Raw genomic sequence first — 13908 nt, 5'->3', positions numbered from 1 at the left:
GGGTCTATGTTTTATATTTTAAAGGGGGTCAATTTTTTTTATAAGCTTGATTCATTAATGCCACATGAAAATAAGATTTCAATCATGTTACATTTTCCTAACTCTCGGTTTTCGACCGGAATGGTTTCAAGATAGCGGCGATATTCACCATACTTTTGATTTTCTGAAAGTTTCTTTGGAAGAGGTTTGACCTATTTTCGAATTTTCATTTAACGTCATTTTCTAGGCCTCCGTCTTCTTGTTTGTGTATAGTACCGAAGTAACCGCACGATTCCATCCGGCGATATGCTGATCACGTATGTTTTCCTGCATCTTTGATTCATAAACAGAATAAACTTGGCCTGGGTTCTTAAGCTCATCAAGCGATAACCAAAACCCAACCCCTAGCCCTCCCAAATAAACAGAACCCATCGCAGAAAGCTCGGCAACCTCCGATTTAATGACCCTACGTTCCAGCACATCTGCTTGAAACTGCATAAGCGTGGTATTATCGGAAGCGCCTCCATCTGCGCGTAGTTCTTTCAACCGGATGCCGGATTCAGATTGCATCAACTTTACCGCATCATTTACTTGGTAGGCAATGCTCTCTAGCGCTGCACGAATAATGTGCGACCTTCCACTTCCACGGCTCATCCCCATAATCGCCGCCCTGGCATAGGGATCCCAGTAAGGAGCACCTAGTCCAACGAAAGCCGGAACGACATATACACCTTCGTTATTCGGAGCTTGAGCAATCAATTCCTCCATCTCCTCAAAACTGCTAAAGAGACCCAATTGGTCGCGAACCCATTTGATCGTATCGCCGGAGGTACGGATGATAGCTTCAAGTGCATAGGTGATCTTGCCGCTCATCCCCCAAGCAATTGTAGTCACCAAGCCATTTCCAAGCTGATCATGTTTCTCGCCAATGTTCATGAGTACGGAGGTACCGGTTCCGTAAGTTGCTTTGGCCATACCGATATCAAAACATTGATTGCCAAATAATGCGGCTTGAGAGTCACCTATGATGCCAGAGATAGGAATCTTTGCTGAGAATAGCTCAGGATCCTTTGTATAGCCGAATATCTCATCTGACGATTTAACCTCCGGGAGTATGGCCGACGGAACCTGGAACCATTCACATAATTCAACGTCCCATTCCAGCGTATGAATATTGAATAATGAAGTTCGGCTAGCATTCGTAAAATCAGTGGCATGAACACTGTCCCCTGTGAGCTTCCACAGGAGCCAGCTGTCTATAGTACCGGCAAGAAGCTTTCCTTGTTCGAGTTTCTCCCTAGCACCTTCTGCATGCTCCAATATCCATCCCCACTTGGTGGCAGAGAAGTAAGGGTCGAGGACAAGACCTGTCTTGGCTCGAACGATTTCTTCCATGTTGGCAGCCTTAAGCTCCGCACATCGATCCGCTGTCCGCTGACACTGCCAAACGATAGCGGGATAGACAGGCAAACCTGATGTTCGATCCCAAACCACGGCCGTTTCTCGCTGATTGGTGATGGTAAGACCGGCTAATTGATCGGCGTCAATACCGGCCAACTCCATGGCAAGATGAGCTGTTCTTTTCACATTGTTATAAATTTCAAGAGGGTCGTGCTCCACCCAGCCAGGTTGCGGATAACTCTGCTTATGTTCGGCCGTACTTCGAGCGATGATACTTCCGGAACGATCTACGATCAAGGCCTTGGTACCCGATGTACTTTGGTCTATGGCTAGGATATAGGTTTCAATCATGAGCTGCCCTCCTACTTGCCAAGCATCTCAAGCGCTACACGCTTAAGATTATCTGTGTGGATCCCGTAATGCTTGAATACTTCCGAGCTTTTGCCCGCGATGGCCGGCTCATCCGGAATGCCGATAATACGCATCGGAACAAGTTGATGCTGGACGACTACCTCTGCGACTGCGGCGCCGAGTCCGCCGAAGATACTGTGCTCCTCAACCGTAATGATATGCCCAGTTTCCCTGGCAGCCCGAATAATTGCTTCTTCGTCTAACGGTTTAATCGTGTGCATATTAATGACACGGCAGGATACGCCAACCTCTTGGAGAGCTTTCTGCGTATCGAGGGCTACCCGAACGGTTTCCCCAGTAGCAATGATCGTAAGATCCGTTCCATCACGTAACGTCACCGCTTTGCCAATGATGAATTCATAGTCATCGGACTCATAGACATCCTCTACAGCGTTTCTTCCAATACGAACGTAAACGCCGCCTTGGTGCTTAACTAAAGCTTCTGTCATTCTCTTCGTTTCATGACGATCGGCAGGCAATACGACCGCAAGTCCCGGAATTGCTCGCGCTACAGCTATATCCTGAACAGAATGGTGTGACATACCGAGGGCGCCATAGCTGACTCCTCCGCTTATGCCTACAAGCTTCACGTTGGTTCCAGAGTAGGCCACATCCACTTTGATCTGCTCAATGCTGCGCATACTAAGGAAACAAGCCGGCGAAGTGACAAAAGGCTTCTTCCCGCTATGGGCTAGACCAGCCGATATGCCGACAATATTTTGCTCGGCAATTCCGACCTCAACGAATTGATTAGGAAACGCATTGGCGAAAGGCGCCATAGCCGCGGAACCTCGGGAATCGCTGGTGAGAACCATAATATCCGGATCGGTTTCAGCCAATTTCAATAGTGTCTCGCAAATAACCTGACGGTTAGGGATCGTATTCATGTTTAGCGCACCCGCCCTTCTTGTTGCAATAGCTCAAGCGCGGCAGAAAGTTCTGCCAATGCTTGCGAAAGCTGCGTATCGTTCGGCACGTGATGGTGCCATGCAGGATTATTTTCGGCAAAGGAAACGCCTTTGCCTTTCACCGTATTGGCCATGACCAAGGTAGGTTTCCCAGGTACGGTTGGTACCGCCCCAAAAGCCTCAACCAGAGATTCCATATCGTTTCCGTCAATGGAAACAACGTTCCAACCGAATGCCGCCCATTTCTCCTCAAGAGGCTCAAGCCCCATGACTTCTTCCGTGCTGCCGCTGATTTGCAGGCGATTTCGGTCAATAATACCTACGAGATTGTCAAGTTTGAAATGAGGACCCGCCATAGCGGCTTCCCAGACAGAGCCTTCCGCCTGCTCGCCATCACCCATGAGACAGAATACCCGATAGCTCTTACCATCTCGTTTAGCCGCAAGTGCCATTCCTACCGAAATAGCAAGCCCATGGCCAAGAGCACCCGTGTTCATTTCAATCCCAGGCACCTTATTGTTAGGATGGCCGATTAAACGTGTACCGAACTGACTGAAGGTCTCTAATTCTTCTTTCGGGAAAAATCCTAGGTCTGCGAGGATGCACCACAGTGATTCCACAGAGTGGCCCTTGCTAGCGATGAAACGGTCCCGCTCGGCCCATTTCGAATTCTGTTGATCAATTTTCATAATTTTATAATATAAGGCCGTCAAAATATCCGTATTGCTGAGGGAACCGCCGGTATGACCTGTCTTGGCTCCGTGTATCATCTTCAGCAGATCCATTCGGATCTGGATGGCTTTTGCTTTCAGTTCTATATGGTTCATAATATCCTCCTTAGAGTTTTCCGTAGGAAAACTAGCTTCGTAAGCATACGCTTGGTTTATAGATCTGAGCCGCGCAGCCACGCCTGGATTTCTTGTACAGTCGGATCAACTGGATCCGGGGAAAGACCTGGTATATATTGGCATGCTTCATATAGTGCGGGAATTACGTTAGCATGAATACCAACAGCATGATGAACGTAAGGACCTTTCACCAACTTCTCTTCCCATAACGGCCAGTCATTTACTTCCACCCAAACATAGGAACCGCGTGTATAAGGACCTTTGATACCTTTTGCGCGCCCTAAAAATAATTGATATTCCCCATGGTCGCCGTCAAAGCGGGCCAGCGTTATTCCGCCGCCTTTGATTTCCCCTTCGTGTGTGCCTGGAGCATGATCATCGAACAAGAAGTGCTTGCGCAGTTTCGGCTTATCCTCAACCGAGAGAGAGACAGGGAAATTGCCGCAGTGAAAGAGCAGTTCTCCGTTCGGATTCTCAGGATGACGGACCGTCAAGTCGGCGAAGAACGTCGGAGCTTGATTCATCGAAGCAGCCTGCACCATGATAGAGGTAATCGCTCCGTGAATATCGGTTTCGCAGGTTACCGGAATCTGCTCATCCGTTAGAATCGCATTGGCCAGACAAGGCATGATTCCCATCGCATTTTGAAGAGAAGACCAACACTGGATGGCAATAGCTGTACTGCCGGTTTTGGTTGCGTATTGTTTCATGGCTACCTTCAGGGCTGCGATACGTTTCACGTCATCCTCGGTAACTTCGCTATAATCAAGCTTTTCTTTTATGTAGGCAATAGCTTCATTCAACTCAGCGCTGCTTCCCTTTTCAATCTGTTTCGATGTCCGCTGAATATCGATCAGCGTAATGGGATGAATCTCGATGCCGAACCGCTCCAGCAGCTCCCCTTCGTTGCACATCATCGTTAAGAAAGAAGCCGGCCGAGGTCCAATCTGCAAAATACGCAAATTACGCATTTGACGAACTACGTTCGCAGCGGCAATGAAATTGGTAAATCCACGTTCAAATACCGGATCATTCACCCGACTGTTAGTCACATAAGTAAAAGGCACATTAAAACGGCGCAGCACTTTACCTGTTGCGAATAGCCCGCATTGGGTATCCCGCAAACGCATACCATCCTCAAGAGGTGATTCATCACGAGGTCCCCATAATAACACGGGCTTTCCAAGCGCTTTTCCAACCCGGGCTACGGTGTCCTCGGTACCAAAGTTACAATGCGGAAAAAAGACGGCGTCCACCTTTTCCTCTTTGAAGCGTTCAATAATAGCGTCCGCATTGATATGATCGTCATAAAGCAGCCCCTCGGAATTCAATCCCTCCAAGTCCACGATGTCGATATCCAAACCGAAGCTCTCGATTTTCTCACGGATTTGAACCTTGTACTTGAAAGCATCTTCAGCGCTAAATACAAAACGACGGGTAGGTGCGTAACCCAGTTTAAATTTCTTCATTTCAGATCTCTCCTCTAAAATCAAATGATAAATGGATAAATAAACAACTAAACATAGTAAGGAAGAACTTAATAAATAAACTAAACAACAATTAAATTTTAGTATATTTCGATCTAAACTTTTTACTTAACCGTCTTTATAAAATCATCCTAACACCCTGTATTTCAGGTGTCAACGACTTATTTTAGCTATTTTAAATAAAATTTAGTTGTAAATTAACTAAACTTAAATAAACTAATTAGATTCAACTTGTATATGTTTATCAATCGTTGTAAACTAAACTTACTTAACGAATGAGTTAACATGAAAAGAGGAATCCGATTAATGAAGATGGAAGATATTGCAAAATTAGCAGGCGTTTCAAAATCTGCCGTATCCTTTGCTTTCAGTGGAAAGCCTGGAATCAGTCCAGAAACACGTGAACGCATCCTGCAAATCGCACAGAAAAGCGGATACTTCCCTAGAGCAAAATCCCCATCCATTGACCATACAGCTAAATCACTTACCTTTTTAGTCATTTCAAACTCTGGAATCGTACTAGAGCAGTTTTATCAACAACCATTCTTTAGGGAACTTATCCAATTCATTGAGGAACGATGCCGTACGAAAGGCTATTCCTTACTTTTTTCCTCCATCGATATGGAGTTTTTGGAGAGGGACATTCGGGTTGTTGCAGAGGAAAAGAAAAGCAATGGCATCGTCCTTTTAGGAACGAACCTAAATAGGGAGCAAATCGCAGATATTGCCAATAAACTTCAATCGCATCTCGTTGTTTTGGACACCTGCTTTGATACCCTGCCGATTCATTTTGTAGAAATCAACAATTTTATGGGCGCTTATCAGGCTGGCACTCATCTCTGTGAGATAGGGCATACCGATATTGGCTATATTGAATCGAATGTAAGAATTCATAATTTCGAGGAGAGAAAGCGCGGCTTTACCTCAGCCATTCAAGAACATGGCAGGGAGATTCTGAATACCCACAGATTTTCCGTAGCGCCTACCATCTTATCCTCCCAAGATTCGCTCAAAGCTCAGTTGACCGCATTCCTGAAAGAAGGACATCGTTTGCCGACCGCTCTATTTTGCGAATGCGATTATATCGCTATCAGCGCAATGAAGACCCTTCAAGAACTCGGATACCGAATACCAGATGACGTGTCTGTTATCGGTTTTGACAATATCTCCGAAGCCGTCATTGTTTCGCCAGAATTAACGACTGTCCATGTGGAAAAGCAGAGAATGGCTTATCTCGCTGTGGATCTGCTTATTGAATCGATTGAGTTAGAGCAAAGTGCTGGCACTAAGATCAAGGTCGATACGCATTTCATCGAGAGACTATCCTCGCGAGCGAATCATACGTCGAAAGACTAGGCCAAAAAGGTTCCCTAGCCTATACGGCTTTCAATCGAAAGCCTTTAACCACTTTTAGTTGAATTTGAACTTCTGGGGATTTTATGTCTGCGGAATGATCCAATTGCGCTGTATTCGGCATCAAATAAGAGTCTCTGGAGACTCTTATTGTCCACCATTAGCCATTTTTTCTCTAGTTTGCTTCCTATGTTTGATTGGAATGTCAAATTTTTTGGAGCTCACCTACAGCAAGTGAAAAACAATTGGGAGATGCCCATAGAGTCTCATATTGGCTTTGAAGTTAACTTAATTCTAGAGGGATGTCAGGAAACGATCATGGAAAAGAATCGTTATCAGAAAAAGCTGCCTTTCATTAGGCAGCTTTTTCAATTACACGAATCGTCAAGATTGTTCCGGTATTGGCTGGGAGTCATGCCATGGTATTTTTTTAAAACCTAAAAAAAGTACTTCTCGTCGACAGATCAGCAATTAGATTTATCTACCATACTACCATACAAGTATGGTAGTATGGTAGTAATAGTAATGATACGAAGGAGTTGCTCAATGAACTATACAATCAAACCACCGATTCATTCCGCGCGTGAAGCTGTTTACCACACACTTAAGGGGCAAATTTTAAGTAACGAGCTACTTCCTGGTACAAGTATTTCGGAGAAAGAAATGTCGATTCAGTTTGGTGTTAGCCGAACGCCAGTAAGAGAAAGTTTTGTTCGACTATCTCAGGAAGGATTGTTGGATATCTACCCGCAACGCGGAACGGTTGTCTCGCTCATCGACTTAGAGCTTGTGGAAGAAGCACGATTCATGCGCGAACAGCTAGAATGCGCTGTCATTCGATTGGCTTGTCTCAGCTTTCCTTCTGAAGAATTGGATGCTCTTCAAACCAACCTTATTTTGCAAAGAAAATGTGTCGCCGAGCAGGATTATAAAAAAATGTTTGAATATGATGAAGCCTTCCATAGAACTCTCTTTAAAGGCTGTAGCAAACTCAATACATGGGCGGTTATTCAACAAATCAATGTACACCTAAACAGGACCCGAATGCTAAGGCTTGCTGCTGACCATCATTGGGATGATCTTTTTACTCAGCATCAACAAATGGTGGAAGCCATTCAAGAAAGCAACGTAGTATGGGCAGAAAAAGTAATGAGTGAGCACATGCATTTGACCATTTTAGATCAAGCATTGCTCAAGCAAAAGTTCCCCACATACTTCAAATAACGAGAGGAGACAACGGGTATGAAAATGGTATTCCGATGGTTTGGCGAAGGTAATGACACCGTCAGTCTTGATCAAATTAAGCAAATCCCCGGCGTAGAGGGCATCGTCTGGGCACTGCATGACATCCCGGTGGGTGAAGAATGGCCGATGGATAAAATCATGGTGGTAAAAGAAAAAGCCGATCATGCAGGTCTCCATTTGAAAGTCGTGGAGAGTGTAAACATTCATGAGGATATTAAACTAGGACTTCCTACTCGAGATACATATATCGAAAATTATAAGAAAACAATCGTTAAACTTGCAGCTGTTGGCGTCAAAGTGATTTGCTATAACTTCATGCCTGTATTTGATTGGGTACGAACAGATTTACATAAAGTCCTTGAAGACGGGTCTACAGCCTTATTTTATGAACAAAGTAAAATAGCCAATCTAAATTTAGACGAGCAAGTTCAACGAATAAATGCAAACCCGAATTTTACAATGCCTGGTTGGGAGCCAGAACGCCTGGGTCGCTTAACCGAGTTGTTTGATGCCTATCGCGATGTGACCGAAGAAGAATTGTTCAATAACGCCAAATATTTTCTTGATGCTATTATTCCAGTTGCTGCCGAACACGATATTCAAATGGCCATTCATCCGGATGACCCACCATGGCCGATATTCGGACTCCCGCGAATCATGACTAACCAGACAAACATTCGACGCTTCTTAAACCTGCACGCTAGTCCGTATAACGGCCTCACACTTTGCAGCGGATCTCTTGGAGCTAACCTTTCCAATAATATAGTTGCGATGGTGCATGAATTTGCTGATCGCATTCCATTTGTACATTTGCGTAATGTCCGTGTTTACGAAAATGGGGATTTCATCGAAACCTCACACCGTACGCTGGACGGAACAGTTGATATGTCTGGAATCGTTCAAGCACTGCATCAAAATAATTTTGATGGTTTTTGCAGACCAGATCACGGCAGACATATATGGAACGAACAATGTCGTCCAGGCTATGGCCTATACGACCGCGCTCTTGGCATTATGTATCTCTGGGGACTTTGGGATGCATATTCCAAAGATTCACTAACTGAAAAGGCGGTAGGTAACTAATGAGTACATTAACTAACCATCCTTCACTGAAAGATAAAGTAATCGTCATTACAGGCGGGGCAGGTGTGTTATGTCGTTCCATGGCATTAGAATTTGCTCGTCAAGGCTCTCGAGTAGCCATTTTGAATCGTACTCTTGAAAAAGGCCAAGAGGTTGTGGCCGAAATCCATTCAATTGGCGGTAATGCCATTGCTATTGCTTGTGATGTCACAGACGTAGACAGCATGCATCATGCAGCTGGAGTCGTCCTTCAGCAACTCGGATCCTGTGATATCTTAATAAACGGAGCCGGCGGTAACCATCCAAGTGCAAATACAACAAATGAGATTTTTAATTCGGAAGATCTAAACAATCCGAACTTAACAACATTTTTCGATTTAAGCGTCACTGGCTTTCGTAATGTGCTTGATCTGAACTTCGTTGGCAGCTTGATTCCAACACAAATATTTGTAAAGCAGATGCTCGGCAAGCAAGGCACAAGCGTTATCAATATTTCATCCATGAGCGCACCTTCACCTATGACCAAGGTGCCTGCTTACAGTGCTGCCAAAGCAGCCATTAACAACTTCACTCAATGGCTTGCTGTACATTTAGCTGAGAGTGGAATTCGTGTCAATGCAATTGCTCCAGGATTTTTCCTGACACAGCAAAATGAGAAGCTTTTACTTAAAGAAGATGGGTCTCTTACAGATCGATCGCATAAAATTATTACTCACACGCCCATGCGGCGTTTCGGCAAACCGGAAGATCTCCTTGGTACTCTACTTTGGCTAACCGATGAAAATATGTCTGGCTTCGTAACAGGCACAACAATTCCCGTTGATGGCGGATTTATGGCATATTCAGGCGTTTAATGAAAAATGGACCTCCATCTCCTTCTAGGAATTGGGGGTCCTTGCCTGTAAACTAATATGATATAAAGGATGTGAGCCTGATGTCTTATATTCAATCTATTGGTTTGAACGAAATCATGCTGTATTTTGCATATCAACGAAAAAGTACAGGAAAAGAACAATTTCAAGGAACTTTCCATGCCCATCAAGGCATTGAAATTCTGATCGTCCATGAAGGGAATGGAACCCTTATCGTTGATCAGAAAAGTTACGAAGTTAAGCCCGGTATGTTGTGTGTTTTCCAACCTTATCAGCTGCACCATATCCAGATGGAACTTAGTCCAGGAGCACCCTTCGTTCGTTCTATCGTTCAGTTCGAGCCTACTCTTTACGAAGCCTATTTCGAAAAATGGCCAAGTTTATTGGCTTTTTTTAGGCATATTCATTCAAACAAGCTACCCTACCCTTGCTTATATAACCTTTGTGAGAAAGAACAATTTCACCTTCTTTTTCAAATGTTGGATCATAAACAATCCACTTTAAGTAAGAACGATGCCTTCGAAGAATACTCTTTGTTTTTGATTGCTTTTTTTCACGAATTTAAGCATATCTGGGAACAAAGATCAGGCCAAATTAGTACAAGTTCAGCAAGAAAACCCCACCAAGCAGAGCGAATTCTCGCATGGCTGGAGGGGCATTACACCGAACCTTTGCGTTTGGAGAAAATTGCGAATGAGCTTCACCTTTCTCCACACCATTTATCCCATTTATTTAAAGAGTGCACCGGTTCCAGCATTTCTGATTACGTGATTGCAAGACGCATGCAGGAGGGTGTTAAGCTGTTAATCTCGACAGAGCAATCTGTAGCGCATATCGGTGAAACCATTGGTATGCCCAATTGCTCACATTTTTGTAAGACTTTTAAAACATTAATTGGGGTCACGCCGCATCAATACCGCAAACAATGGCAGCGTCAGTTTGACATCACTGTTTCTCCGAAGCCGTGATCGTTATCGCATCACGCTGTGCAATCAAGCACAGTTCTGCTGCTTTGAAGGCATGCTCTTGCGTCATAGCTTCCTCTGTACGATTAAGGCAATCTAAGATCAACTGACCGAAGTATGGGAAGCCAACTTTTCCATTCACAGCAAAATGCTGCTCGCCATCCCGATTTACAAGATAAACATGATCACTCGTTTTATCACGAGCAATATCCACATACTTACGAAGTTCAATATATCCTTCGCTCCCCAGTATCGTCATACGGCCATCTCCCCATGTGCTTAAACCATCCGGCGTCATCCAGTCCACACGGAAGTAGCCGGTGGCTCCATTATCTCCGATCAAAGTCGCATCGCCAAAGTCTTCAAAGTTCGGGTACTGCGGATAGTTATAGTTGGCGATTTTACTATGCACAACCTTCGCATCTTTTGCACCCGTAAACTGAAGGAACTGTTCAATTTGATGACTTCCGATGTCACACAGAATGCCGCCAAACTTCTCCTTCTCAAAGAACCAGTCCGGTCTGCTCTTCGCATTAATCCGGTGCGGTCCCAAACCAATGACTTGCAGAACGCGGCCGATCGCACCTTGTTTAATTAGCTGCTCCGCATAAACTGAGCTTTCCACATGCAAGCGTTCGCTGTAGTATACAGCATATTTACGTCCTGTCTCGATGACTTTTGTACGAGCCTCTTCCAACTGCACAAGTGTTGTAAACGGCGCTTTGTCTGTGAAGTAATCTTTGCCACTATCCATAACTTGCAGACCCAAAGGTCCCCGATCAGAAGGAATTGCCGCTGCCGCTACTAGCTTGACTTCTTCGTCATGCAAAATTTCTTCAAGCGAGTTAGCCACCATAACTTCAGGATAAGTGCTGATGAATTTATCCACTTTCGCAGGATCGGGATCATACACCCACTTTAATTGCCCTCCTGCTTCTAGCAATCCATTACACATGCCATAAATGTGACCGTGGTCCAATGCCACAGCCGCAAAAATAAATTCCCCTGGCTGACATACTCTATTGAAATTTCCTTTAGGTGCGTAATTCATACCATCACTTTTCTGCATCGTCATACGGCTCCTTTTCTACTATTTATAGTTGCTGCCTGTCGTAATCGTCTGTGAAACGAAATTTTCGATGGATGTCTTCTTTTCATAGAAATGGGTCGCATTCGCTTGCACGCCTTCTCGTGTGTAAAATGCATCTTCATTCGTCAGTGGGAGTTTCACGAGTTCCCCAGTACTTGCTGATTTATATATAGCAGTAATAAGCTCTAGCGTTTGACGTCCGCTGATGCCGTCAATAAGTACAGGAACGCCTGTTTCAATAGCGGTTAATACATCATCGATTTGCCCAGTATGTCCTTCATGCACAACTTCCTGAAGTTCATCATAGAAAGCTTGCAACTGAGCCTCTAGCTCATGATTCGGCTCAGGGAAGCCATTGGCTGTTGAATTTGATGCCGTCACCTTCCATGGAGTAGAAACTCGCGCTCGCGCTCCCTGGAATATCAGTTGCTGCTCCTCTCCATGATGAACTACTGAACTAGTTAGTTGCCCCAAAGAACCGTTCGCAAAGCGCAACATGGCGATGGACAGATCTTCGACCTCCGCATTATCATGGGAAACGTTGCTCATGAACGCTTGGACTTCCGTTGGACTACCCATCATCCAAAGCAGCGCATCGATATGATGAACAGCGTGATTTAGTGTTGGACCGCCGCCTTCTTTCTCCCATGTACCGCGCCACCAGAGATCATAATAGCAATGCCCACGCCACCAGAAGGAGTCAACTTGTACGTGACCAATTTTCCCCATTAGTCCGCTTTCCAGAACAGATTTCATTTTCATCATCGGCGTTCTGAAACGATTCTGCGCCACTACCGATAAAATCTTGCCAGTCCGCTTGGCAACGTCGTTCATCAGGTCGCACTCTTCAAGTGAAGAGGCCATCGGTTTCTCAACCATAACATGAGAGCCCGCCTCAAGAAACTCAGTTGCAAGGGTTGCATGCGTATATGGGGGTGTGCAGATGGAAACGAGATCTATATCCTCCTGCAGCAGTTCTTTATAATCCTTAACCGCCCTGGCAGCTAACTGAAATTGATTAATGCGCTCCTGCGCTTTCTCCACATAAATATCACTAATCGCAACAATCTGGCATCGTTCCGGAAATTGTAAATACCCTTCAACGTGCGCTCTTGAAATCGCGCCTGCTCCAATAATCGCTACCTTCAACATTCTCTTCACTCTCCACCCTCTTAGTTGCTTCAAGTATATCAAGAACGCGCTTTCATATGTGCCGTTACTTTGTTCAAAAATACCACTACTTTGTGGGTATATAAATGACATCACTATTCTAGGAGAATCCATCTACATCTCAATGCAAACAACTTCTCCACTATAATAAGTGGAGAAGTCGATATTTCGCGAGCGCCTCCGTGTACGATCAAAAGCCCTTTAATTCCATCATTCAGGAGGACGCTCTACTACAAAACAAGAAATAAAGGCTTTTCCCTTATAAAATTAACGGGAAGGCCGGGGAACTGCTCCCGCAGTCGTTCCGCCAATTCCTTCATGCCCGGCTCTTCGCTTTCCGCGTGACCCAATGCGATGAATGCCTTGTTCTTGCCTTGATGAACAGCGTCGCGAATATATTCCGGCGTTTCCCATTCCGGCCCTTCACCGGCGATAATCAGGTCGAGATTGTAATCTTTCAGCAATGGGAGTGCCAAGGCTGCCCCCCCTCTGTAGCCTGCCAATAGTCCAATGCGGGTGCAAGGCATCACGATTTCCCCCACAACGCGCACGAATGGTATTTGAAGCTTTTCCTTCAAGTATTGCACCGTTCCTTCAAGGGTCATGCAAGGAATTTGCACAACCGTTGCGGCGGGCAAATGCTCTTCAACGTAGGGCGCCCAGCCCAGTGCGTTTATTAACCCCATCATAATACCGTCCGTTTTGTAACGGTGAATATGATCGTGATACCGATAAATGGCGATTCCGGTACGATCAAGCCATTCGCGCTTTTCGTTGATAACCGGATCATCCTGCGCCCCCTTCATATCCTCCTGGTGGCGGTAAAACGTCCCTTCGTGTGAAATGATCAAGTTGGCTCCTAAAGCCGCAGCCTGCTCGATCACAGCCTGGGTGGCCAAAAAAACAACGACAATTCCCGTTACTTCCGTTTGGGCCGATCCGACTATCAATGAATCTACAGTAGGCTCGTTTACTGGAGCCTGCTCTAACAATCGATCAATAACCTGTCCAATCGTAATCGTCATCCAAACCATCCCTTATATAAAGTGATTAGCAAAATAAAGACGGGACTGTAGACAAACACCGGTGACCACGT

Annotated in this window: 12 protein-coding genes; 5 read left to right on the top strand and 7 right to left on the bottom strand. The window is 45.1% G+C overall.

What is annotated here, in order from left to right; all coding sequences use genetic code 11:
* Positions 1–222: 222 nt before the first annotated feature.
* From glpK to QFZ78_RS33950, 4 genes are read right to left on the bottom strand one after another with little or no spacing between them, the layout of a single operon-like run.
* The gene (glpK, locus tag QFZ78_RS33965; RefSeq protein ID WP_307553873.1) at positions 223–1731 is read right to left on the bottom strand and encodes a glycerol kinase GlpK; all 1509 of its coding nucleotides are present in this window, start codon (positions 1729–1731) and stop codon (positions 223–225) included.
* Positions 1732–1742: 11 nt separating this feature from the next.
* Positions 1743–2678 (bottom strand): transketolase family protein, encoded by a 936-nt coding sequence (locus tag QFZ78_RS33960; RefSeq protein ID WP_307553870.1) that lies wholly within the window; start codon positions 2676–2678, stop codon positions 1743–1745.
* 2 nt (positions 2679–2680) lie between these two features.
* A complete protein-coding gene (locus QFZ78_RS33955) occupies positions 2681–3526 on the bottom strand; it encodes a transketolase (protein ID WP_307553868.1) in 846 nt (281 codons plus the stop codon).
* Positions 3527–3582: 56 nt separating this feature from the next.
* Positions 3583–5016: an L-fucose/L-arabinose isomerase family protein gene (locus tag QFZ78_RS33950; RefSeq protein ID WP_307553866.1), complete on the bottom strand. Its 1434-nt coding sequence runs from the start codon at positions 5014–5016 to the stop codon at positions 3583–3585.
* A 324-nt stretch (positions 5017–5340) separates the two neighbouring features.
* Here QFZ78_RS33950 and QFZ78_RS33945 point away from each other — a divergent pair, with 324 nt between their 5' ends.
* The 5 genes from QFZ78_RS33945 to QFZ78_RS33925 all read left to right on the top strand — a co-directional run bounded on the left by QFZ78_RS33945 (position 5341) and on the right by QFZ78_RS33925 (position 10555).
* Positions 5341–6390 (top strand): LacI family DNA-binding transcriptional regulator, encoded by a 1050-nt coding sequence (locus QFZ78_RS33945; RefSeq protein WP_307553865.1) that lies wholly within the window; start codon positions 5341–5343, stop codon positions 6388–6390.
* 543 nt (positions 6391–6933) lie between these two features.
* Positions 6934–7611, top strand: coding sequence for a GntR family transcriptional regulator (locus QFZ78_RS33940; RefSeq protein ID WP_307553863.1), 678 nt, complete (start codon positions 6934–6936; stop codon positions 7609–7611).
* An 18-nt stretch (positions 7612–7629) separates the two neighbouring features.
* On the top strand, positions 7630–8715 hold the full coding sequence (gene uxuA, locus QFZ78_RS33935) for a mannonate dehydratase (RefSeq protein WP_307553861.1): 1086 nt from the start codon (positions 7630–7632) through the stop codon (positions 8713–8715).
* Positions 8715–9569 carry an SDR family oxidoreductase gene (locus tag QFZ78_RS33930; RefSeq protein ID WP_307553858.1) on the top strand — a complete coding sequence of 285 codons (855 nt, stop codon included), beginning with the start codon at positions 8715–8717 and terminating at the stop codon, positions 9567–9569. Before uxuA ends, QFZ78_RS33930 begins: the two co-directional genes overlap by 1 nt.
* A gap of 80 nt (positions 9570–9649) precedes the next feature.
* Positions 9650–10555 (top strand): AraC family transcriptional regulator, encoded by a 906-nt coding sequence (locus QFZ78_RS33925; RefSeq protein ID WP_307553856.1) that lies wholly within the window; start codon positions 9650–9652, stop codon positions 10553–10555.
* Here QFZ78_RS33925 and QFZ78_RS33920 read toward each other — a convergent pair.
* The 3 genes from QFZ78_RS33920 to QFZ78_RS33910 all read right to left on the bottom strand — a co-directional run bounded on the left by QFZ78_RS33920 (position 10533) and on the right by QFZ78_RS33910 (position 13837).
* Complete coding sequence (locus QFZ78_RS33920; protein ID WP_307553854.1) at positions 10533–11621, bottom strand: Gfo/Idh/MocA family protein; 1089 nt, start codon at positions 11619–11621, stop codon at positions 10533–10535. The genes QFZ78_RS33925 and QFZ78_RS33920 overlap by 23 nt on opposite strands.
* A gap of 21 nt (positions 11622–11642) precedes the next feature.
* Positions 11643–12794: a Gfo/Idh/MocA family protein gene (locus QFZ78_RS33915; RefSeq protein WP_307556028.1), complete on the bottom strand. Its 1152-nt coding sequence runs from the start codon at positions 12792–12794 to the stop codon at positions 11643–11645.
* A gap of 248 nt (positions 12795–13042) precedes the next feature.
* Positions 13043–13837, bottom strand: a complete 795-nt coding sequence (locus tag QFZ78_RS33910) for a Nif3-like dinuclear metal center hexameric protein (RefSeq protein WP_307553852.1) — start codon at positions 13835–13837, stop codon at positions 13043–13045.
* Between the last annotated feature and the right edge of the window lie 71 nt (positions 13838–13908).

The sequence above is a fragment of the Paenibacillus sp. V4I5 genome (assembly GCF_030817255.1).
GTDB lineage: Bacteria > Bacillota > Bacilli > Paenibacillales > NBRC-103111 > Paenibacillus_E.
This window is presented reverse-complemented; position numbering and strand designations above follow the sequence as displayed.